Genomic DNA, 23,751 nt, shown 5'->3' on the forward strand with positions numbered 1-23,751 from the left:
AATAACTATCTCGACAAAATTTTATCACTTTTCAAATAACAGACTGCAGAGTGGAAGGAAATCGTTAAGACTTGCATCCTGTGTGCTTTTGCTGTTAGTTTTAACGTTAGATTTTATCATTTTTTCGCAAAATTATGCTAGACACGGAACCGGATGATGCTTAACTCCATAAGAAACGCTGCAAGTCATTGGATTGCAAGAGTTTTTTTCACCATTTTACTTCTATGCTTTGTGTTCTTGTGGGGTGTACCGCAGTTATACACAACACACAAAGAGGATCTTATTTCTTCTGGAAAATCTACTATAACCATCGATTCTTACCGCCTTGCACTCTTTGATCAAGCACTCCGTATTGCATCGGCCTCTCAGCTAGGACGAATGTTTTCACAAGATGAAATCCAACAATACAGAATTCCTGCTTTTGTCTTTGACCAGTTGCGACAAGATGTATTACTTGATGAACAAGCATATAGGATGAAGATTGGTCTTTCAAAAGATATGTTAGCCCACATTATTAGTGCTGATAATGTTTTTCAAAACGATGGAGTATTCGACGAAAGATTATTTTTTAATTACCTAAAACAGTCAAATGTTAACCAGAACAATCTTTTAGACTTTTATGCTCAGAAGGGAAAACGTAACCAACTTGTTGCGGCGTCCCTAGACGGAATGAAACTACCGGATATCCTTCATAAAGCTCTTTTCCTTCATAAAGAAGAAAAACGCGTTGCTGACTATTTCATTATCAGCGTAAACAAAGACAAAAAAATTATCGATCCAGATCCAGAAACACTACAAAAATGGTTCGATGCTCGCAAAGATCATTTCCGTTCCCCAGAATATCGTACAGTTTCTTTGCTATCAATGTCTCCAAAGGAAGTTGTAAAACAGGAAAATATTTCAATAGATGAAATTAGGGATTATTACACCCAAAATGCTTCACGTTTTACAACGCCCGAAAAGCGAATCATTGAAGAATTGCGTTTCTCAACGCGCGAAGCTGCTGATGAAGCAGCTCAGAAAATAATCAAAGGTCTGAGTTTTGAAAATTTGGTCAAAGCTGAAAAAAAGACGCTTAAAGAGATAACAAAGGGACCTTTAGGAAAAAATGAATTTCCTGACTACTTAGCGTCCGAAATCTTTGAACTTAAACAAGGGCAGATTAGTCCTGTCATTAATAGCTTGCAAGGACCACTGATCATTCGCGTTATACGTATCATACCATCAGGTCCTGTCTCCTTTGAAAAAGTAAAAGAAGAGATTCTCCAAACACTCATTCAGAATCGTGCTACAACTGTTATACGCAACCAGTATGCGGCAGTTGAAGATTCTCGTTTCGAAGGCCTCTCTTTTGAAGAACTTTCTAATCAGTATAATTTGCCGCTTCGAAAAATAACTTTAGACAGAACAGGAAAAACAATTGAAGGAACGGTTGTTGCTGATTTACCTCAAAAAGAAACCTTATTGAAGGCTATCTATCAATCAACTGAAAATGCAGAGCTTGATCCTATCCCTCTTCACGGAGGAGGATATGTTTGGTACCAAGTGGACCAAATTATCCCTTCTCGTAGCAGACCCCTTGCAGAGGTCAAGCAAGATGCCATTGCTCAATGGAAACATGAAGAAGCTCAGCGAATCCTTGATGAAAAAGCAAACAATATTTTAAAGCAACTCACCGAAGGAAAAAAGTTTGATGCTCTTGCAGATCAGCTTGGTGTTAAAAAACAAACAACACAGGCTTTACGACGTCAAGATTCTCTAGACCTTTTTGGAAAAGAAGGAATTAAAGCATTATTTTCTGGTCCAAAAGGTCATTATGGTGCAGTAAAAAGTACCACTGAAGAAAGCCGCATTATTTACAAGGTCATAACATTGACTGTACCTGAAAATGTAGAGGATCTCACTATATCACCTGACATTCGAGCGAGTATGGACATGATGATCAGAGAAGATCTAAAGCTAGGAATGCTACAATTTGCAAACAGTGAGCATCCTGTAAAAATTAATGGCCAAAACTATAATAGAATTTTCAATATTGCCCAATAAAGTTTCTGCATCATCTTAGATGATGCGCTGCAAAATCTAATCGTCCTTCTTCGCTTAAGGTCATATTATTGCGTATATCTCTACGCAACTCACATAGCATGATTGGATTTTCAAGTAAAATTTTAATCTTTAAGATGAGGCAGGACTTTTACCATCTAATGAGTGAGGGAAAACACTACTGGACTAAATTTTCAGATGTTTTTTCTATGTTCTAACGAAAAAATTTTTGTAAAATTCCTGCTATAATTGTGGGAAATGCCCACCGATTGCTGTTTTTGTTACTAACCAATAGCGATGGAGGGGTGACAAGACCGCATTCTCCTGAAAAATTTTAGCTCCTAATTTTGTTACTTTTTGAAGAGACGCTGGTGTAATAGCCAATGGAAGAAATGCTAATTTCAGCGTTTTAGGCAAAATAGTAGAATGTTCAAGAAATTTAAGATAGTGGTCTCGTGACAAAGCTACCATAGCTTCAATGATACGCTTTTTTTGTGTATCATCGACATGATCAGACTCTAATTCTTCCCTATCAACTCCCGTGGCCTTCAAAAGATCTGATGGGAAATAGTTTCGATATCGTGATTGCCCAAGGGACAAAAGACGAAGTATACCGCTTGATGCTTGAGCAATGCTCGCGTGTCTACAAACATCTGTAAAATCTTGTGCTAATTTAAAATTCAGTATCTGACATGCAAGATATAGAATGCTTCCTGCTGTTTTTTCACAATAAATCTCAAGATCACACGTAGTTGCTATCGGGTTGCTGTAAAGCTCAGAAACTCGCGCATCACAATAATGTAAAAAAACCTCTTTAGGCAAATTAAACGAAGTTATTGCTTCCAGTAAATCATTAAGAATTGGATTGCTATCTTTACCTTCACCACTAGCAATAGAATTGTACCACCAACGTAACCGCATCTCACCAATAAGTGGCTCGTGCACATCTTCGCCAATACGTGAAATTTCTGCATTAAAAGTATAAACAGCAGCCAATGCCCTACGCTCTTTTTTAGGAGCAAACAATACTGATATATAACGATCGCGATCTGTAGCTCGTAAAACATTCAACGAATAAGAAAGAAAATCCATCATTCTACCGCAAACAATAGTGCAGCAACTGCACGATCTTCAGCTAGCAAAACATTAAATGTACGCACTGCTGCTCCTGTACTCATCGTATCCGTCGAAATACCCCTATCCCTTAAAGATATCTGTAATTGTTTTGGTAAAGGTAATAATTCAACTCCTGTTCCTATAAGCAGAACTTCAATTTTATCTGCCTCTTCTAAAATACGGGAAATATCGCTCAAATTAGGGACAGGACCTGTCATATCAATACCGTAAATGCCTGACGGAACACATACAATAGATCCCCTGTGTGACATATCAGCAAAACGAAAACCTCCGTTCCCATAAGCATCAATAGGAGCACGACTTAAAAAATGCGCCTTACGTACCTGAATTGCATGGGACATGATAAAAGCTCCGTTTTGAAAGCCCAATCGCATTTATTTTAAAATTAAAACAAACCACGGATTAAGTATAAAAAAATTCCTAATAATGCCTCTCACGAGAATGTTGACGAAAAACCCCTCCCTCGGGCGCCAGCAACATTGATAATTGAGAGTAAGTTTCGCACACAAAAAATCCTGGAGGATATAAAAACAATTAGCAAATAACAAGATCTTAGCAAAAAAATATGCAAAACTTTATTATTTTAAATGTACAATTTTGATCACATGGGAACAGCTATAACAAAAGGAACAGCTATAACAAAAAACCTAAAAAATCCTAATAAAAACGAAATAAACAACCAAAACCGCACCCAAGGTAATCCCGACTCTCACCAAGCAAAACGATACCTCCCGCAGAAAGAATTTCACTTTTATAAAAGAAAGTATGAAAATCCCTATAACTTACAACTATACTTTTGCTTTTTCACCACCTGATTTTCCTTTCTGCTTTTTCGCAGCAACCGCATTTGTCTTTACTGTAGCTTTACTTGCAGAATTCTTTGAAACTTTTAATTGTGAACGAGCTTCCAATTCTTTTTCTGAAAGTGGCTCACCCTTAACACGAACATCAGCTAATGTAGAACGTACAACACGAACAGACATACCTTCAGCAATCTCAACATCCAATTCGCCACTGTCACTAAAAACTTTTACAACTTTACCAACAATCCCTCCCCCTGTAACAACAACATCACCACGACGTACAGCATTAAGCATCTCTTGCCGCTTTTTCATCTGTATACGCTGTGGACGAATAATTAAAAAATACATAATCGCAAAAATCAGAATAAAAGGAATAAAAGTAACGAATGACATCCCTCCAGAAACACTCCCTGCAGCTTGAGCATAAGCATCACTACTCAACATTTTTATCTCCTATAGTTAAACTTCAAACACTTCCCACCTAAACCTAGACAAACTTTTAATCTAAATCCAGAAATTCATCTCAACATCACACTACCATATCTTAACTATCACGCTCTAATCATCGTACTACACAACCACAGCTTTTCCAAAAATAACCTTTAAATCAGAGACTAATGAAAAGAATTTCCTATCACTCCTTGTACATACAAATACCATTTTTTTCTAGATTAAAGATAAAATAAAATGGTGCAAAATGGCCCGTTTACTTGATTAGTCAAATAAAACCACCTCAAGGCAAACCTCATTTATTATTTAGATACTGTTCAGAGAGATGCATCGTTAAAGTTAAAGCAATCTAATACTAATTCTCTAGATACTGAGTGGGGTTGACAGGAAGAGAATTTTTACGTATCTCAAAATAAACACGCGGCGTTTGGGCACTTCCAGAAATACCAGATTTAGCGATTTCATCGCCACGTCTTACTCTCTGTCCCCTATTCACAACAAGTTGACTATTGTGCCCATAAATTGTGATGATGTTATCCTCATGCCTAATCATAACAACATTACCAAGCTCTTTTAATCCATCACTCGCATAGATAACGATACCATTTTCTACAGCCTTCACAGAGGTACCTTCAGGTACAGAAATATCTATTCCCTTATTAACAGCTATCCCCTTTTTTTGCCCAAACTGGCTCAATAAACGTCCTCGTACCGGCCAACGCATCTTAGAAATTCCTGTAGTCTGAGGAATAGCCGCATCATTCGAATCGGTAACTGTTTTTGGTGAACTTGCAACCAATCTTGATGAAGCCACTGAAGATTCGGTTGTAGAAGATTTTTGCTGAGAAGTCGGCATATTAGCTATTGAAGAAACATTTTTTTCTACAACGACAGGACTCTTAGAAGATTTTTTTTTGTTATCAGCAAGAGGTATTTTTTCAGATTGAGGTGAAGGTGAAATTTTAGTATCTTGCGCACTATTTTTGATCTTTGCAACTACCACACGATTTTCTGGAATGATCAGAATTTTACCAATAGAAATAGAATCACCTTTTATACCATTTGCTAATTTCAATGCTTCAATACTAACTCCCATTTGCTGTGCAATGCTCGACAACGTATCCCCACTTTGCACAATATAACTCCCTTTTTGAAAGACAGGAGAGCTATTTTCAATCGAACGAGGAAGTGTTCCAAGATTGCGTGGAGGTTTTCCTACAATCCGTCCATCAGCAAAAAACTTACTCTCGTTAGGGGAACGTTCTTCCTGTTCTCTTAAAAAATTATAAGATCCATTGTTGTGATCTCTTGAATCATCAAGAGATTCTAAAGGTGGCAGTTCGCTACTTTCTATCACACCACCCGTTTCTGCCCCATAATAATCGCGGATTATAGCAGCTTTCTTAGATGGTTGGCTATGCACCTCATTTTCATAAAAACCATCAGAAAAACGTTCTGTGTTAAAACTACACCCGGCAGCAACGACAACAAATGCCATTACTGCCCAAGAAACAATTTTCTGTAGACTACACCTAAAAATTTTATCCAAATCTTTTAAAGACATGATTTGCTCATCAGCCAACTTCAACTGATTCTATTAGATCTTGCTAAAATTACTTAAAAGTTAAAAAATATTTTATTTATAAATATTTCTACAGAAAATGGAGCAGCATAGTAAAAATAGTATTATTGTAGTCTCTTAATCCAGAATTAGAGAATTAGCGCAACATTTTCAATGAATGGTTGATACCGTACTTGAAACAATTCCGATCTCTCAAATTGACTACCAACCTTTATATAGCGCGTAATCGTTTGGACTCCTTCATCAGGTCCAATAGCCTGAATGAGCACACCGTTTCCTGTTAGCAATTCTAAAAATTTTTTTGGTTCTTCAGAGCATGATGGCCAAATAAGAACACGATCAAACAGTCCAAAACCTACAACACCACGACTCCCATCAATTTGCTGCACAGTAATATTTTCAATCCCTAAATTTTTAAATCTTTGTTGCGCAGAATCAACAAGTGTCCTGTAACGATCAATTGTCATTACGCGATCACTCAAACAAGCCACAAAGGCAGCACAAAAACCTGAACCCGTGCCAATTTCTAAAAACGCGATGTTTTTTTTCAGTGACAATGCAAAAAGAATTAAAAGCTGTTCTTCTAAGCGCTCAATATACTCTCCACATTCAATCGGAATAACCTTATTATCATAGGCTCTATCAAACCAAAGGGAAGAAACGAAATACTGACGTGGAACTTTCTCAAATGCCGAAAAAAAGTGAACATCATCTATTCCCTTACTGCGCATTTTTAAAACAAGACTCGCCAATTTTTCACGAAATCGTAAAATATCCTGCCTTTTTTCCATAATATCACTTAATTTCCAACACGGTAGCTATCCCATTTATGCACAACACTTTTCTTTTACAGAACGCTTTTTGCTACATAAAGGCTACTCTACTTTCTACCAACGATACCAAGACACTTCATTTTTCGCAAAATTAAATGGTAATGCGATTTATCCCTTTCATATAGGGTTGCAAAGCATCCGGAATGATGATGGATCCGTCAATTTGTTGGTAGTTTTCAAGAATAGCTATAAGACAACGACCCACAGCAGTACCTGAACCATTCAAGCTATGCACAAAATATAACGCCTTATCTCCATCCTTACGATATCGGGCATTCATACGCCGCCCCTGAAAATCTCCACAAACTGAGCAACTTGAAATTTCGCGGTAACACTCTTGACCTGGTAACCAAACTTCAATGTCATAAGTTTTCCGTGCAGCAAACCCCATATCACCGGTAGAGAGAAGCATAGTACGAAAAGGTAATCCAAGCCTCTTTAACACATCCTCTGCACATTCTGTCATACGTTCCAACTCAATCCAAGATTGCTCCTCAGTGGTAATTGATACCATCTCCACCTTCCAAAACTGGTGTTGACGCAACATACCACGTGTATCACGTCCTGCAGCTCCGGCTTCTGAACGAAAACATGGAGTCAACGAAGTAAAACGTAACGGTAAATCCTGTATATCAAGCACTTCATCACTCACTAAATTAACTAATGGAACCTCTGCTGTAGAAATAAGCCATCGACCATCTGTTGTTCTGAATAGATCATCAGAAAATTTAGGCAATTGTGCAGCTCCATACACGATCTCATCACGCACAAGAAAAGGAACCGACACCTCTTTATAACCGTACTCATCAACATGTATGTCAAGCATAAACTGACCTAATGCGCGCTCAAGTCTTGCCAATGCCCCTGAAAGGATCGTAAAACGCGCGCCAGATAAGTGACTCGCTTTCTTGAAATCCATCTGTTTAAGATTTTGACCAAGATCAAAATGCTCCTTAGGTTTGAAATCAAACACCGGAAGCGTGCCAACATGCCGAATTACGACATTATCATTTTCATCTTTTCCTTTTGGAACAGAATCTAACGGAATATTAGGTATAGCGGATAAAACCTTTTCAAGATTCTCTGTTAATCTTTTTTCTTCTGCCATAGCGCTAGAAAGAAAATTTTTAATTTCTTCAACCTCAACTTTTATGCGCTCAACAACTTCTTTATCGCCTGCAATCAATGCTCGTTCTATATCTTTTGAAGCTGAATTTCGACGCTCCTGCGCTTGCTGAACTTTAGCGACATGTGAACGACGCTCAAGATCAAGTGCTAACACTCGCTCAGCCTGTGGCTCAAACCCTCTGTTTGCCAGTGCCTCGTCTAATTTTTCGGGATATTCACGAATCCATTTAATATCAAGCATCAAAATTCCTCACTTGCATCATTCTATCGTCTCTTTTTACTATGAAAATATAAATTTCTTAAGAAGGTTTTCTTTCCTTTTCTACCCATCGAGCCATCAAAATTGATACCTCATACAGCGCTGTCATTGGCAAAACCACCGCAAACATGGTAAAAAAATCCGATGGCGTCACCATAGCTGCAATGATGACAAAAATAAGAACAGTCCATCTCCGAACAGATGCTAACATATGGGACGTTACGAATCCAACCTTCGTCAATAAGGTAATGACAAGAGGTAACTGGAAAATAAAACCAAAAATTAAAATAAATAACGTTATAAAATTCAGATAATCTGAAATGCGTGCTATAAACTCTATTTTTAAGTGAAGATCTGGTAATCCCTGCTGAGAAAGACTAAACCAAAGCATTATTGGAACGAACAAACCGTAAACAAATCCTCCCCCAACCAAAAAAAGCACCGGAGCTACGATAAGAAATGGCAAAAAGGCCATACGCTCACTTTTGTAAAGCCCTGGTGCTATAAAGCTGTAAAGTTGAAAAGCTGTATAAGGAAACGATAAAATAGCGCCACCAAAAGCTGCAAGCCTCATCTTAGTTAAAAAAGTCTCTAATACTTGCGTCGACTGCAAACGGATACTCCCAGGATTACCACCTGACATTTTCATTGCCCATTGATAAGGCCATATTAAAAAATTCAAGATATAATCTTTTGCAAAAAAACATATGATAAATGCTATAAAAAAAGCAACTAAGGCAGCAATAATACGCCGGCGAAGTTCCATCAAATGTTCCAAAAGTGTTGCTACATTGGCAGCAACTTCGTCTTTACTAAAATCCACAAAGTATTTTCCCTAATTTTTAGAAATCGCACACGTAATCCCATCACTGGGTAAATCATTAAATGCTGCTAAATTTTTATTTAATATGTTGTTTATATTTCTACGAACCTTTTCATTTTCTTCTGTTGGCGCAGTAACATCAGTGACTAAAGGATCATGAAAACCTTCTGTTACATCCTGTATTGGATTGGGAACTTTCTTAGATTTTTTCTGAGAACTGAGCTTATCTATGTTCCGTGGTATTTCTTGCAGATTATCCAAATCAACTTCCTTTATGGCATCATCAAGTTGATAACGAAATTCGCTAATTACAGAGCGCAGATACTCCTTCATCTTAACTATGGCTTTCAACATTTTAGGCAAATCTTTTGGCTCAACAACAACAACAAAGACGAGTAAAATAATTAAAAATTCTGCCCCATTTATCCCAAACATTATTTACACCGAACTCTTTTGCCTCAAATCCTCAATACCAAATGAAACACTTACACTCCACTACCACATATATTACCTCTTGGAAGCTGATCCCTTTCCACTTTTGCTAAGAGACGAAACCTTTTTAGTACTTGTTGCACGCTTCGCTGACGAAAAATGAGATCCTTGAAATTTAGAATCCACTCTCTCAGAACTCTTCGCTATTTCAAGCTCATTATCAAGACTGTCTTCTTCGTCTTTCAAATTTTTCTTAAATGCTTTGATACCTTTTGCAACGTCCCCCATCAAATCAGAAACCTTACCACGTCCGAACAATATAAGAATAACCAAAAAAATCACTATCAAGTGAGTTGGTGAAAAAATATTACCCATAACTTCCTCTATTCCTAAATTGCATTTTCTTTACTCATTTGAATAACCCTCCAATTATACCCAATCTTATGGATATATTGTCCTCCTAGACAATAAGCTACCAAACGCTCATCATCTTAAAATTAACATCTTTTCAACTCACCCTTGCCTTTAAGTTAGCATATCATAATGAGCCAAGCTATTTCAAACATTGTATTTGCATCTAAATGGACATTAAAAGCTCAGAGAATTCCTCTCTCAACAGAATTTCATCTGAAGTGTCGGGCCGCTTTACCCTGGAATGTGCTTTCGATACACGCTCGAGTGCCTTTCCTGTCAAAGGTGGTGCTGCATTGGCAATAGCACGCATTTCAGTTAAATGACCATTACAATGAAGAATAATGTCGCATCCTGCCGTAAAAACCTGATGGGTTAAATATGCAAAATCTCCTGAAACATTAAATTCTGAAAGTGCCTTCATCGATATATCATCTGATATTAAAACACCATCAAAACCAATTGTCTCACGAATAACATGATCAATAACTCTCTTCGACAAAGTTGCAGGCACTCTACTGTCAATAGATTCATAAAGGATATGAGCAGTCATTGCTGCTGGTAAATCAGCTAAGTTTCTAAAAGGTACAAAATCATGCTGCTCTAAAACATTAAGTGGTGTATTCACGTGTGCTGGCGCTACATGTGTATCGGAAAAGGCCCTTCCATGCCCTGGAATATGCTTCATCACCGGTAAAACACCACCATCCAAAAGCCCACTAGCTGCTGCAAATCCTAAAGCCGTTACAATCTCTGGTTTGAATGCATAAGCACGTGTTCCAATAATATCATGAGCCCCTTGCATAGGTACATCTAACACAGGAAGACAATTTGCGTTAATACCGAGCTTTGTTAAATCAAAAGCGTGAAGTCGTGACATAATCCATGAAGCACGCAATCCTTTTTCTTGATCTTTTTCATAAAGCACTCCCATAGTTCTAGCTTCTGGATAATGAGGTGCTAACGGTGGATGCAAACGCTGAACTTTACCTCCTTCTTGATCAATGAAAATAAAAACATTCTCACGTCCACTAGCTTCACGCAACGATGCAGTAAGTCTCTTCACATCATCTCTGGTGCCAATATTACGTGCAAATAGAATAAAGGCCCAAGGCTTGTATTCTTCAATAAATTCCTTTTCATCATCTTTCAAAAAAGGACCATAAATACCAGTAACCATAGCTTTCATTTTAAAATTCTTATACCCTCTATATCTCGCTATTTACTTAATCGATAAATACGCATAATTAGCGAAAAAGTGCCTCGTGCTCATATTATTCAACGCGTCATGATACTGTGTGAAGAATCTATATATGGTATGTAATCTTTTGCTAACGAGCTCCGTTTCGCCGCATACAACAGTTATTCAGCAAAACATATAACTAATCTCTGCTTTGTCTCATTTTATACTTTTTTGCAAAATGCAACTTTATCTCAACAATTCGTAATTTTACTTCTTTTTGAACTATCTCAGCAAAACACATCACACTTTAATTCGTTGTCCAAGTACATAAAAAACTTTTTACCAAAAAATCTCTAAATGTGACAAAGTTTCATCTAAATGCCCCATAAATCAAAAACATATCCCAAATAAAAAAATTTGTCATGAAAGAGCACTTTGAAACTCTACGAAACCCCTCATTAATATGTATATTACCCATATAAATGATACTATAATCAATCGTTTAATTTGAATCTTACTACTTCATCCAATTTTTACTGATCTGATCACTGTTGTATTGCATTTCAAAAAATTGGATAAGAAACTATTTAAGCAATGGGATTTTCTGATGAACTATAGGCATATTTATCATGCTGGCAATTTTGCTGATGTTTTTAAGCATATCATCATCACACGCATCATAGAATACCTCAAACGTAAAGATAAAGCCTTTCGTGTCATAGATACACATGCAGGAATTGGGCTTTATGATCTTTCTTCCTTAGAAGCACGTAAAACAGAAGAATCCCAAGATGGTATTAAGCGCTTTTTATTAGCTCCTATCCCTGAAGAGCCGAAAATACTCCTCGACCCATGGTTACACATCATTGATATTTTTAACCTAGGAAAAAAGAACATCACGTTCTATCCTGGGTCACCTATGCTCATTCGTAAATTATTACGCAAACAAGACAGATTAACTGCTATTGAACTACATAATTCAGATTATCAAACTCTGGCAAATAACTTTGCTGGTGACTATCAAACAAAAATTCTCCATTTGGATGGGTGGCTTTCTTTAAATTCTCATTTACCACCTAAGGAGCGGCGTGGCATGATTCTCGTTGATCCTCCTTTTGAAAAACTCGATGAATTTTCTTGCTTTATTGAAAAAATTATTAAGGCATATCGACGCTTTCCTGGTGGAATCTACGCTTTATGGTATCCTGTCAAACATGATAAAAAAATTGAACATTTTCTTAATAGACTCCATGAAACAGGAATTTCAAAAATTCTACAGCTCGAAATGCATATCCGAAAAAGTTCAGAACTTCCTAAAATGAATGGAAGCGGCATGATCCTTATCAATCCCCCTTACATCCTTGAAGAGGAGATAAAAAAACTTAGCCCACTTCTTATCACACGTCTTGGACAGGACGAAAGCGCACGTATAACCCATAAATGGCTTCGTAAGGAACTGTTATACTAAATTTCTTTCTCACACTAAGCTTTTATTAAACTTTAAAGTTTTACCGAAATCACGAAAATATCATTTCTATGAAAAAGTAACCGATATGTAGTATTATAAGCTCTTATTTTTCATATACCTTAACGAAAAATGTGCGTAACACACATAACACAATAGTTAAATACGTAATCTTGATTTTTGCCCTTAATCGGATCATTCTGGAGGGGTTCATAAAATAAGGTTAATTCTTACAATCGATGCATAAAGCAAAACTCTACAAGTTAAACTATAGAACGCTCCCTGTAACTTCTAGCACTATTCGATAAGTTTGAAATGTTTTTGAGGCTGGCAAAATGATCTCCAAAAGCGATAGACCTTATTCTTCAATAAAAAAAGAACTACCTTTCTCATCTGACATCGCATGGAACAGAACTAATCAAGAAGATTCTCATCAAGGTCAATCAAGAGTTAAAGGATCAAAACTCATACAAAAATTTGTTAAGCAGCTACCCCATAAGCCAGGTGTCTACCGTATGTTCAATGAAAACGGTGACGTCCTTTACATTGGAAAAGCGCGTAACTTAAAAAAACGCGTCGCAAGCTATACCCGTGAACAAGGTCATAATAATCGTATTCTTCATATGATTCGTACAACATGTCACATGGAATTTGTTGTTACACACACTGAAATTGAAGCTCTCCTTCTGGAAGCCAACCTGATCAAAAAACTAAAACCACGCTTCAATGTACTGCTGCGTGATAATAAAAGCTTCCCTCATATCATTATTACTAAAGGTCACCGCGCACCTGCTCTGTACAAACACCGTGGTGCTCCAACACGTGAAGCACATTATTTTGGACCTTTTGCCTCCTCTGAAGCGGTTGCACAAACAATTAATGCTCTGCAACGCGCCTTCTTATTAAGAACCTGTACAGACTCAGCATTTGAAAATCGTACACGCCCGTGTTTATTATATCAAATTAAACGGTGCTCAGCTCCTTGCACAAATCAGATTAGTAACGATGACTATATGGATTTTGTTAAACAAGCGACAGATTTTCTTTCTGGAAAAAGCCAATTCATAAAACAACATATGGCACAAATTATGCATCAAGCTGCAGAAAATCTTGATTTTGAACGGGCTATAACTTACCGTAACCGCTTATCAGCCCTCTCCCACATACAAAGTTATCAAGGAATTAACGCCCATACGACGGAAGAAGCAGATATCTTCGCAATCGTACAACAAGGAGAGATAGCTTGTATTCAAGTATATTTTTTCCGTATGGGGCAAAATTGGGGTAATCGAGCCTATTTTCCAAAAGCTGATGCAGAATTTTCTAGTGCTGAAATTTTGGCAAGCTTTATTACCCAGTTTTATGATGATAAACAAATTCCGAAACTTATTCTCTTATCCGAAGAAGTGGAAGAAAAAGAACTTCTTAAAGAAGCATTAAGTCTAAAAGCAAAACACAAAGTATCTCTGTCTGTACCACAAAAAGGTGAACGCAAAAAACTCATTAACCATGCTTACACAAATGCCCATGAAGCACTCGGACGCAAACTTTCTGAAATATCAACACACAAAATATTATTTCATAATATTGCTAAAACGTTTCAAATTCCTGGCATTTTACAACGCATAGAAGTTTACGATAATTCACATATCATGGGCACAAACGCAGTAGGCGCAATGATTGTTGCCGATCACACAGGATTCGTTAGAAGCCAGTATCGTAAATTTAACATTAGCTCAACAAATATTTCAGGAGGAGATGACTTAGGTATGATGAGAGAAGTCATCGAAAGAAGATTCTCACGTCTCATTAAAACACACGGTTTTCCTAGTAAAAATGATAAAATAAACGATAAATCCTCTTGCCCTGTTTGGCCTGATCTCATAATCATTGATGGTGGCGAGGGACAAATAAACGCTGCTAGTACAATGCTATGTAAATTAGGAATTGACAATTTTGTCACGGTAATAGGTATGGCAAAGGGTATTGAGCGGGAAGCAGGTCGTGAACGATTTTTTATAAAAGGAAAATCTCCATTTACACTACCTCCACGTGATCCTACTCTTTATTTTCTGCAACGTTTACGTGATGAAGCACATCGTTTTGCAATAGGAACGCATCGAATAAAACGAAAAAAGGAAATGTTCAAAAACCCACTCGATAGGATCAATAATATTGGTCCTACGAGAAAGCGTGCTTTACTCAATCATTTTGGAAGTGCCAAAGCTGTCGCCAGTGCATCTGTAGAAGACCTTTCAAACGTAGCAAACATTTCTGTTACAATGGCGCAAAAAATTTACAACTACTTTAATGAAAAATAAAACTTGTCTCATGCTCTATGCCTTGTTACGTTCACAATATGTTGAATCTTGCAAAATTAAGAATAGCTCTATGAAAAATAATACTTTCTCTTTTCCTAATATTCTAACTTATGCACGAATCATTGCTGTTCCACTAGTAGTGGCATGTTTTTTTTCAGAAGGACGGCTACAATCAGACGATATCGCACGTTGGATATCTGTTTCTATTTTCGTAATGGCATCTATAACAGATTTTTTTGACGGATATCTCGCTCGTATTTGGAAACAAACATCCAACATAGGCCGTATGTTAGACCCTATTGCCGATAAACTTCTTGTATCTTCTTGCTTACTACTGCTTGCAGCAGATAGCACTATCGCTGGGTGGACTCTTTGGGCTGCAATTATTATTTTATGTCGTGAGATTCTTGTATCTGGATTACGTGAATATTTAGCTGAATTGAAAGTTAGCGTTCCTGTCTCTCGTCTCGCCAAATGGAAAACCTTTGTACAAATGATTGCTATAGTACTCCTCTTAGCAGGTCCAGCTGGTGAAAAAATTATGCCATATACTATCGAACTTGGCATAACCATGCTGTGGATCTCTGCTCTTCTCACTTTATGGACAGGATGGGACTATTTTCGTGCAGGACTTAAGCACGTCATCATATAGATTGATCGACGCTAAAATAATACTGTATCCAAGTCAGTTCTTCAAAACATCTAAATATCTTCTGAAAAATTTCTTGTTCCCAATTAATAATAAGAGCTTCATATTCTATAAGGCATGTTCAAAGTTTATTGAAGAAACACACACAGCAAGCAGTAATCCTAGGGTAGAGGATTACCTATGATTGCTCTCATGAAATTGAAAAGAGACTTTATGAGACCGCTGAAACCCCTATTACATTTCAAACATCTTTACAGTGAACCATTTTGAAAAGCTTATATCACTTTTAAGTGCGAAAAAAGCCAGCTTATAAGCTACCAAATTGCAAAAAGGATACCCCACTAAGATATGCCACTTACACGCATTTTTAACAACTTATATCTTTACAAAAAACTTCAAAAAGCTACTCAAGATTTTATACTTGTTAACCAACAATCTCAGTATTAGAAAACCAATAAGCTATTTCTATTTGCGCGTTTTCAGAACTGTCTGAACCGTGAACAGAATTTTCTCCAATTGATAAAGCATACGTCTTACGAATTGTCCCATCCCGTGCATCCACAGGATTCGTCGCTCCCATAACTTCACGATTTTTAACAACCGCGTCTTTACCTTCCAAAACTTGCACAACAGTTGGACCAGAGGACATAGACGCTACTAATTCTTCAAAAAATGGGCGCTCTTTATGAACTGCATAAAATCCCTCAGCCTCACGCTCACTCATCCATACACGCTTAGATGCGACAACACGAAGCCCTGCATCTTCAAGCATCTTTGTAATCGCTCCCGTCAAATTACGACGTGTTGCATCTGGTTTAATCATTGAAAACGTACGTTCTACAGACATCTGATTACCTTCACTTTAATTGGAAAACTGCCTCACCAGCTTATAACGAGTAATGGACACTTTGCCAAGTAATAGTGAAAAATTTATGCTAATTTTTAAAACTACATAGTCCAAGTAAAACTTACTTTGATGTTAAAACACCATACTTTCATCTCAGCTGGTTTACGGCTTGTAAAAACTTTAGGATTCTGAAAAACCCTCCCAAAGATTTTTTATCAAATGGGAGGGATAAGTGCGTTAGGTATTTTTTCAAATGAAAATCCTTTAATTATTATGGAATGCTAAATTTAAGAATAACAACATAGCCCATAATAAAAACCGGACATTTCTTGTCTCTTACTAGAAACTAAAAGCTGTAACGTAAGCCAAGAGTTCCATAAAGAGACTGCTGTTTTTTACTTCCTTTAAGGTAATCAACTTCTCCATAAAATGTTACATGCTCATTTGCCATACCCTTCAGACCGATTCCAAATTTGCCCATATTTCCTGACAAATCGGTAACAAATCTATGTTTTTTGTTTATGACTACGTAATTATCATCAACATACTCGCGCAACCAAGATGCTGTGACATAGCTCATTAACTGAGTGTTCATGCCAACACTAAAGTCATGCCCCACAGACAAACCTACTGCACTTCGTAATGAAGTAGTAGAATCTATCTCGGCCATCATACCATTTGAAATTTCAACATCTTTACCTTCAATTTTCAGCCACGTTAATTGACCGTAAGGTTGCACCCAAGTATTGAATTCTGTGTGAAAACGATAGCCTAGTTCAAGGGAACCTCCTAATGCTCTTCGCTTGTAATCTCCTCGGACCGAGTCTCCATTTGTTGAAATCGCATTAAGATGGTTTCTGTAATAATTGTACTTTAAAATACTATCTGCATACCATCCTTTATTATCAAAGTAGCTTGCATATATTCCCGCACTATAAACATCTACATTACTGGTACCCTTACGTACGTGAGTAACATGTGCCTGATCATAACTACCAAAACCACCAATGTAAAACTCTCCACTCATCAGTTCTTCCAGGTGATCAGCACCCAATATCATGCCCGTCTGATCAAGATCAAAGTGCATATGATCCCTAGCTATGCGCTCTTTTCCTTTGATTAAATAGCTCCACAAAGCGTTATTTTTATTATCTCTATTCAACAATGCCTTTCCAGCTCGCAAATTATTTAACTCATTATGAAAAACGAGCCCTGGAACTACTGCCATAGATAATATCGCATCGGTTGATGGAGTCGTCGGGGAAGGACTGGGTTTAGGCTTATCTGGCTCAGGCTCTTTGTCATCTTTTGTAGCTAAATACCAAATTTTTCCATTATCATCTTCTCTGTCATAGAGGCTGTACATATACACCCCACCATCAACAGCATTAATTTTTTCACCTGAGAGTTTTGTTAATGTAAAATTGGCACCTTTGCTTTTATCAGTGATTAAATCATGCTTTTTTGAGAGAGGATCTGTGATTTCAACACCAGAATCATAAACTACCACCCTATGATCACCTGCTCCCTTTTCGATGAAAAGATAATCACCGTTACCTTCTGCTATAGAGGTATTAAATTCAAAATCTAAGCTTCCTAGAAGTTCATCGATATGCAGCTGAGAGAAATATGGCCCATCTTCCTTAAAAGTAAAACGCACGGTTCCATTACCGCTTAACTTCTTAATCAACGTACTATTGCCATTTTTCCCTGCGCCAACAGCAAATAATAACGTATCTTTTCCTGACAAAATGAGATCATCTACTTTGGTACGGTTCTTACCTTCTCCTGCCTCTAAATGGATAGCTCCCTGATCCTTAATTTCTACCCTTCCATCCAATACTGCGCCAAAATTTACCCATGATCTTGCTCGATCATTAACGGTTAAATCTTTTACATATCCTCCAGTATACACTCCCTGAGCAGCATCACCATGTAAAACTACTTTGATGGCGGATCCTCCTGCTGAAACATACTGCCTACCACCACTAAAAACTTCAGTATCTACAGCAGTTCCTCCAACTTTTTCTTCTGCAGAAGACTTGGTAATATGCTGTGATCCACCTTCAAATATTTTGGTATTATAAGCTACCGCTCCATCATATACTTTTTGTTCTCCCCGCTTTTCTTCTGTATCGCCATCACCATAAATTTTCGTATCGTAAGCCCTACTGGCACCGGCAAAACTATCTTGAGTATCATCTTTAATGGTGTCATCTTTCCCGGCTTTCCCGGTCACAATCTGCTTACCACCGTGAATTACGGTGCCCGTTGACTGCCCTCCATTGTCAATTTTTTGTAATCCACCTAACTTTACAGTGGCATTTTCAGAAGTGCCGCGCTTGCCATTACCAGCTTCAACAAGCTCAATTCCACCATCCTCAATCATAGTCTTTTTACTAACACCACCTCTAACGTGAATTTCGCCGCCAGATTTAACTACGTTATCTGAAGAGAGCCCTGGAGCATCATTTCCAGCATCAGCAGTTATCTCAGCTTGTTGGCCAGAAACAAGGATAGAATCACGCAACTCTCTTCCCTTTTCAATGAGAATATGTGCGTTGTTTACTCTATACGATTCCCCAAAAGAACTTAGTTTACCATGAGGCTTAATGACGGTGCGATCTCCAGACTTATCAACTTCTACCACCTCATCTGTCTCCTCTATTACACAGGTATATTTATTACCATCAGAATTTCTTTGACTGTTGCCAAAATTACAAGATGATATTGTTACCCCTTCTTCACCCCTTAGCGTAGAAATCCCACTCCCTCCTGTTATACCGTACATTCCTGGATAAGGTACCGCTTCAGTTTCATCCCTTATTGGATACCCATCAAGCTCCATTGATACTGGTATATTTATTTCTGCGGGTACAAAGGACGGCACTTCCCTTAAAGTATCTTCACTCCATTCTATATCTACAGAATTCACCCCCCCTACTGTTACAGGACTCCTCTCCCCTGAAAGACCACCAAGTGCACCAGAATAAGTCGCATTAACACTAATAGGGTGTACAAGGCAACTACTAATCATCAATGCCCAATAACTCAACTTCCACTTATATTTCATAACTTCATCCTTACCGTTCATGCCTAAAGAAACATTTGCTATATGTAGTTCTGCTTATCGAAATTTCAACCCATGTAAATTTAAATAAATCAGCAAATGAATCAAGATGCTGTTCGGAGTTATCTTTGCTGTTTTTGGAATAGATAATATCGGTTAGTATAATCGTCAATAATTTGGCCTTTTGCCAAAATCTTAAATAACAATTTTTACTTTAGCAGTTGAATATCTAACATTTCTGCCACCGTCTTCTTTTTCGTGAAAGCTGAAATAATGGTGTATAGTAAAGGTAATATCGTTTTTATAAAAGATAGATTATTACATTTGTTGTAAATTTATCTTTTGAGTAACTACATTGTTGCTATGTAAAGGAAAATACACAATTTCACTGCTATACTCGCAAAAAAATTACCTTATAGAGATTCGTTTTCTCTTTCAGGTAAATGCAAATGAGAAAAAAACACTGCAGTTTCCGCATTGAACGGTAAAAAATTATTACCACCGAATTACAGATAATATTGTATCCCGTGATGTACATCATCTATTTGCAATCTCAGGAATAAGATGACAGCTTATTTAAGGCTTTTCGCTTTTATTATAATATTACAAAAATAATCGGACACGCCCCCTCCTACAACCATCACTTTAGTAAATGATATAAATGCAGCCCTCATGCTATCCGATGTAAAACATCAATATCACCACATATCAGGCTACAGTCCCCCTTCTTCCTTCCATCTTATTTAATTTTTTTGATGAACTTTATGTATGTGAAAATATTCAACTACAATGCGATAAAAAATAAAATAAAGACCAGTAATAAGCACATGATCAATTTTATTTTTAAAGATATGGGCCTTGGTACTTTCCACCATAATAACCCAGAAAATAATGCACAAAAAAGAAAGAATAGAATATCAACAATTATGTTCAAGTAAGAAATCGGGAATAATTGCGACAAAACATGCGTTTCTCCTAACCATGCAACACAAAAAAAGATGATATTACAGCCAAAATACTCAAAAGAACCTTATCAATCACTGAAAAAATCCTTTAATTCCTGACAACACTATTTCCAATCTTAAAAAAATTACAGCAAAAACTTCCCAAACTCTAAAATCTTCCGCAACAACGAACCATAAATCCATCATTTTCATAACAATTTACAAAAACTAAAATCTCAAGCATCTGCAAGCATTAAACTTTCTTCTCCCAACGACGATCTTCAGTCTGCTGCCAATAAGTCACATCATGATTTTGAGCCTTATAGGCTTTCCATTGCACACGAGCCAAATTCAACTGTACATCATCATGGCCATCAAACATAATTACAAGCCGCTGATAAAAATTAATATTGGAACAGACAGCACCTTCTACAAGAAAACGTATCTTTGAATCATTTGGATTTTCATGTCCTGTAGTAAGAAACACCGGTTGAAAACTTGGATGAGAATCGCCTTCAGTTCCATGTCCAATAAATGAATCATCAGTATAAACCCATAGATATGCATCAAGAGCATCGCATTGTTCTTTGCTTACACACTGTATTGTTGCTTTACCAAAGCGCGTGAGGGAACGCTCTACAAGAACCGGCAAAACATCTTCCAATGTCGAATACATTAAATGATAAAAAAGAATATCAACCATCTCAATTGCACTACCCTATCACCATAAAGAATAATATCTTTTTTATTTCCGACAGGAAAAGAAATAACTTCCCTCTATAATTCTCACTATTACATGTCTGTAATATGCAGTAAACATTAATTTAAAATAATGGAGTAACATACTGTATTATCTAAGATTATTCACTACTCTATACTTGAATATAGCATATGACGTATGGCAAAATAAGATAGAGTGCATTAAATGCCTTTTCTCTTTCGTAAAAAAAGCACACACAAATATCTGAAAGATTCTTGAGGAAGAGTCATGGTAGTTAAGCTTTACATATTATAGATACCATCTATTTTAAAGCTTTTAATTAAGGGTGTTATCCAGCTATGCATATTCTTGAATTGTACATCCTGAAACGTATTTTTATTTCATTCATCTTTGTAATGACTGCAGCAATTGGCATCATGTGGACGGTGCAAATACTTACACGCATCGATTTTCTCACAACAAGTAAACAGACATTCTTAACAACTTTACATTTTTCATCCTTATTAATCCCCTCTGTCATTGCTCTTGTCATCCCATTTGCGCTAGTGATTGCAATAACTACTGTCCTCTCCACAATGAACCAAGATTCAGAATTAACGATTATAAGCACTTCCGGTCTTCCCCAGAGCATCATTTGGAAACCTATACTTTCTCTTGCTATTATTGTTTCATGCGTATCTTTTTTTACAACCAATTTTATAGCACCTCAGGCGCGACTTCACATGAGGCAAATGATAGCTAATGCTCATTCTGACCTTATTAATTTTTTCATTACTGAAGGAACTTTTCAAAAATTAACTAATAACCTTTACCTGGAAATAGGCGAACGCCACCCAGATGGCACCATCGGACGCTTATTTATAGCTGATCAGCGTGACCCTAAAATCGACCTTCTTTATTATGCGGTGAAAGGAGCAATCGTTAATAACAAAAATGGTAATTTTTTAGTTCTTAATGACGGTGAAATGAAACAACTTAACCATCAAAATAGTAGTGTTTCTATTATTAAATTTAGCTCTTATACTTTCAACCTCAATGAATTCATTTCCGATAAGGGAATACCTACAATTTATCCCAAAGACAGACCTCTTTCTTACCTATTGAACCCGACTCCTGATGACCCTTCTTACCAGCTTGCTCCCCTTAAATATAAAGCTGAACTTCACCGAAGACTCATAGAATGGTTTTATCCTGTTGTTTTTACACTTGTTTCGGTAATCATAGCAGGCAATGCATATTCACATCGGCAAATGCGTATACCTGCAACATTTTCTGCAATTACCATTTCTTTATTAATTTATTGGATGGAATATTTTTTTATTGAAAAAATAAAGCATAACCCTGCCTACATCCCTCTTCTCTATGCAGTGCCCATTGGGATGAGCATGTTCTTATTTGGGGGACTATTATTTGACTACAAAACAAATATTTTTGTGAAATATGACAATCTTATTCAAACAATTTTCCAAAAAGTGATAAGCAAATTTGAATATCACAAATCACAATCTTCATCGGATAATATATCATGATTGGATGGACACTTGGACGGTATTTTTTCATGTGTTATCTCAAAGCAACTTGCTACCTTTTATTAGGCATTATTATACTCATTTTTTTAATCGATTTTACAGAAAATTCTAGTAAACTAGCTTCGTTTCCTCACTATACAATAAAGGGAGCTCTTCTTCTCTCAGCTTTGCGTGTTCTCCCCATCGTACAGCAAATACTCCCTTTTATTGCTCTATCCTCTGCAATGATTATGCTTATCTCACTAAACAAAAAATTTGAGCTTGTTATAGCTCGTTCAATCGGTATTTCTGCATGGCAATTTCTCATACCTGCTTGCTTTGGTGCCTTCCTCTTTGGCTTATTTTCAATTTTCCTCCTTAACCCACTTGCAGCATGGGGACATTCCAAAGCAAAGCAAATAACCACTGCGTGGCAAAACAATAATGTCCAAATTTCCACCGAAAATCATCGTATTCCGTGGTTAACACATCGCACAGGATCAGAAACAACAACAATTGGTGCAAGAGTAATTTTAGATAAAGAACCTTCCCTCATTGAAGCAACATTTGTACAATACAATGAAGATGCAACTATCAAAAATTGGATTTATACTAAGAGAGCAACACTCGCTAACGATTTCTGGATATTAACTGACGGGACGATTTACAGAACTGGCTACCCCCCTGAAAAATTTGCTAAGTCTCAAATAAAAACAAATCTGAAACCGGAATTTTTAACAGAATATCTGGCTGATCCCATGACAATCCCATTTTATGAATTACCTAAAAAAATTATGACTGCCCGATCTCTTGGATATTCTTCAAATAAATTTGATATGCATTTACAATCGCTCATCGCGTTACCTGCACTGCTCATAGCCATGACTTTCATTGCAGCAACCGTATCACTAAAATTTACCCGTTTGGAACAATCTGGACAATTAATTCTTGGTGGTATTATCTCTGGATTTGTGCTATATGTCATTTCCGTCCTGGTTCGAAATTTTGGTAATGCTGGATATATTCAACCAATCATTGCAGCTTGGATACCCGTTATCATTGCGCTATTTTTAGGTGTCTCCTTTTTACTTCATAAAGAGGATGGATAAGTGGCGTTATTAATACCAACATTTCATAAAATA

Annotated in this window: 19 protein-coding genes; 6 read left to right on the forward strand and 13 right to left on the reverse strand. The window is 37.0% G+C overall.

All coding sequences use genetic code 11. The annotated features are described in order from the left end of the window. Nucleotides 1–156: 156 nt before the first annotated feature. The gene (locus tag PU02_RS05440; protein ID WP_053944418.1) at nt 157–2,046 is read left to right on the forward strand and encodes a peptidyl-prolyl cis-trans isomerase; all 1,890 of its coding nucleotides are present in this window, start codon (nt 157–159) and stop codon (nt 2,044–2,046) included. A gap of 240 nt (nt 2,047–2,286) precedes the next feature. Here the strand turns inward: PU02_RS05440 and PU02_RS05445 are convergent, their stop codons facing one another. From PU02_RS05445 to nagZ, 10 genes are all read right to left on the reverse strand, one after another. Then, nucleotides 2,287–3,138 carry a phytoene/squalene synthase family protein gene (locus PU02_RS05445; RefSeq protein ID WP_053944419.1) on the reverse strand — a complete coding sequence of 284 codons (852 nt, stop codon included), beginning with the start codon at nt 3,136–3,138 and terminating at the stop codon, nt 2,287–2,289. Further along, on the reverse strand, nt 3,135–3,521 hold the full coding sequence (locus PU02_RS05450; protein ID WP_053944420.1) for an Mth938-like domain-containing protein: 387 nt from the start codon (nt 3,519–3,521) through the stop codon (nt 3,135–3,137). The genes PU02_RS05445 and PU02_RS05450 overlap by 4 nt, the downstream gene beginning before the upstream one ends. A gap of 447 nt (nt 3,522–3,968) precedes the next feature. Beyond that, nucleotides 3,969–4,427, reverse strand: coding sequence for a preprotein translocase subunit YajC (yajC, locus tag PU02_RS05455; RefSeq protein WP_200903951.1), 459 nt, complete (start codon nt 4,425–4,427; stop codon nt 3,969–3,971). Nucleotides 4,428–4,788: 361 nt separating this feature from the next. Further along, entirely contained in the window at nt 4,789–5,997 is a 1,209-nt protein-coding gene (locus tag PU02_RS05460) for a M23 family metallopeptidase (protein ID WP_053944680.1), read from the reverse strand. Nucleotides 5,998–6,143: 146 nt separating this feature from the next. Beyond that, nucleotides 6,144–6,806 carry a protein-L-isoaspartate(D-aspartate) O-methyltransferase gene (locus PU02_RS05465; protein WP_053944422.1) on the reverse strand — a complete coding sequence of 221 codons (663 nt, stop codon included), beginning with the start codon at nt 6,804–6,806 and terminating at the stop codon, nt 6,144–6,146. Nucleotides 6,807–6,939: 133 nt separating this feature from the next. After that, nucleotides 6,940–8,217, reverse strand: a complete 1,278-nt coding sequence (gene serS, locus PU02_RS05470) for a serine--tRNA ligase (RefSeq protein WP_053944423.1) — start codon at nt 8,215–8,217, stop codon at nt 6,940–6,942. 58 nt (nt 8,218–8,275) lie between these two features. Then, on the reverse strand, nt 8,276–9,058 hold the full coding sequence (gene tatC, locus PU02_RS05475; RefSeq protein WP_053944424.1) for a twin-arginine translocase subunit TatC: 783 nt from the start codon (nt 9,056–9,058) through the stop codon (nt 8,276–8,278). Nucleotides 9,059–9,070: 12 nt separating this feature from the next. Next, nucleotides 9,071–9,493: a twin-arginine translocase TatA/TatE family subunit gene (locus PU02_RS05480; RefSeq protein WP_053944425.1), complete on the reverse strand. Its 423-nt coding sequence runs from the start codon at nt 9,491–9,493 to the stop codon at nt 9,071–9,073. A gap of 72 nt (nt 9,494–9,565) precedes the next feature. Beyond that, nucleotides 9,566–9,865, reverse strand: coding sequence for a twin-arginine translocase TatA/TatE family subunit (gene tatA, locus PU02_RS05485; RefSeq protein WP_053944426.1), 300 nt, complete (start codon nt 9,863–9,865; stop codon nt 9,566–9,568). A 202-nt stretch (nt 9,866–10,067) separates the two neighbouring features. Continuing rightward, complete coding sequence (gene nagZ, locus PU02_RS05490; RefSeq protein WP_053944427.1) at nt 10,068–11,090, reverse strand: beta-N-acetylhexosaminidase; 1,023 nt, start codon at nt 11,088–11,090, stop codon at nt 10,068–10,070. A gap of 601 nt (nt 11,091–11,691) precedes the next feature. Between nagZ and PU02_RS05495 the strand changes: the two genes are divergently transcribed. The 3 genes from PU02_RS05495 (at nt 11,692) to pgsA (ending at nt 15,522) form a co-directional block, all read left to right on the forward strand. Further along, nucleotides 11,692–12,552, forward strand: coding sequence for a 23S rRNA (adenine(2030)-N(6))-methyltransferase RlmJ (locus PU02_RS05495; protein ID WP_053944428.1), 861 nt, complete (start codon nt 11,692–11,694; stop codon nt 12,550–12,552). A 332-nt stretch (nt 12,553–12,884) separates the two neighbouring features. Beyond that, nucleotides 12,885–14,870 carry an excinuclease ABC subunit UvrC gene (gene uvrC, locus PU02_RS05500; RefSeq protein WP_053944429.1) on the forward strand — a complete coding sequence of 662 codons (1,986 nt, stop codon included), beginning with the start codon at nt 12,885–12,887 and terminating at the stop codon, nt 14,868–14,870. A 70-nt stretch (nt 14,871–14,940) separates the two neighbouring features. Next, entirely contained in the window at nt 14,941–15,522 is a 582-nt protein-coding gene (gene pgsA, locus PU02_RS05505; protein WP_053944681.1) for a CDP-diacylglycerol--glycerol-3-phosphate 3-phosphatidyltransferase, read from the forward strand. Between the two features lie 421 nt (nt 15,523–15,943). On the opposite strand, the gene ndk is transcribed toward pgsA, so the two are convergent. From ndk to PU02_RS05520, 3 genes are all read right to left on the reverse strand, one after another. Continuing rightward, complete coding sequence (gene ndk, locus PU02_RS05510) at nt 15,944–16,366, reverse strand: nucleoside-diphosphate kinase (RefSeq protein ID WP_053944430.1); 423 nt, start codon at nt 16,364–16,366, stop codon at nt 15,944–15,946. A gap of 346 nt (nt 16,367–16,712) precedes the next feature. Further along, nucleotides 16,713–19,460 carry an autotransporter outer membrane beta-barrel domain-containing protein gene (locus tag PU02_RS05515; protein WP_082311416.1) on the reverse strand — a complete coding sequence of 916 codons (2,748 nt, stop codon included), beginning with the start codon at nt 19,458–19,460 and terminating at the stop codon, nt 16,713–16,715. Nucleotides 19,461–20,633: 1,173 nt separating this feature from the next. After that, nucleotides 20,634–21,083, reverse strand: coding sequence for a DNA polymerase III subunit chi (locus tag PU02_RS05520; protein ID WP_053944432.1), 450 nt, complete (start codon nt 21,081–21,083; stop codon nt 20,634–20,636). Between the two features lie 356 nt (nt 21,084–21,439). On the opposite strand from PU02_RS05520, the gene lptF reads away from it, so the two are divergent. Beyond that, nucleotides 21,440–22,630, forward strand: coding sequence for an LPS export ABC transporter permease LptF (lptF, locus tag PU02_RS05525; protein WP_053944433.1), 1,191 nt, complete (start codon nt 21,440–21,442; stop codon nt 22,628–22,630). Then, complete coding sequence (locus PU02_RS05530) at nt 22,627–23,718, forward strand: LptF/LptG family permease (RefSeq protein WP_053944434.1); 1,092 nt, start codon at nt 22,627–22,629, stop codon at nt 23,716–23,718. Before lptF ends, PU02_RS05530 begins: the two co-directional genes overlap by 4 nt. Nucleotides 23,719–23,751: the final 33 nt, after the last annotated feature.

Origin of the sequence: Bartonella ancashensis (assembly GCF_001281405.1) — a bacterium.
GTDB lineage: Bacteria > Pseudomonadota > Alphaproteobacteria > Rhizobiales > Rhizobiaceae > Bartonella > Bartonella ancashensis.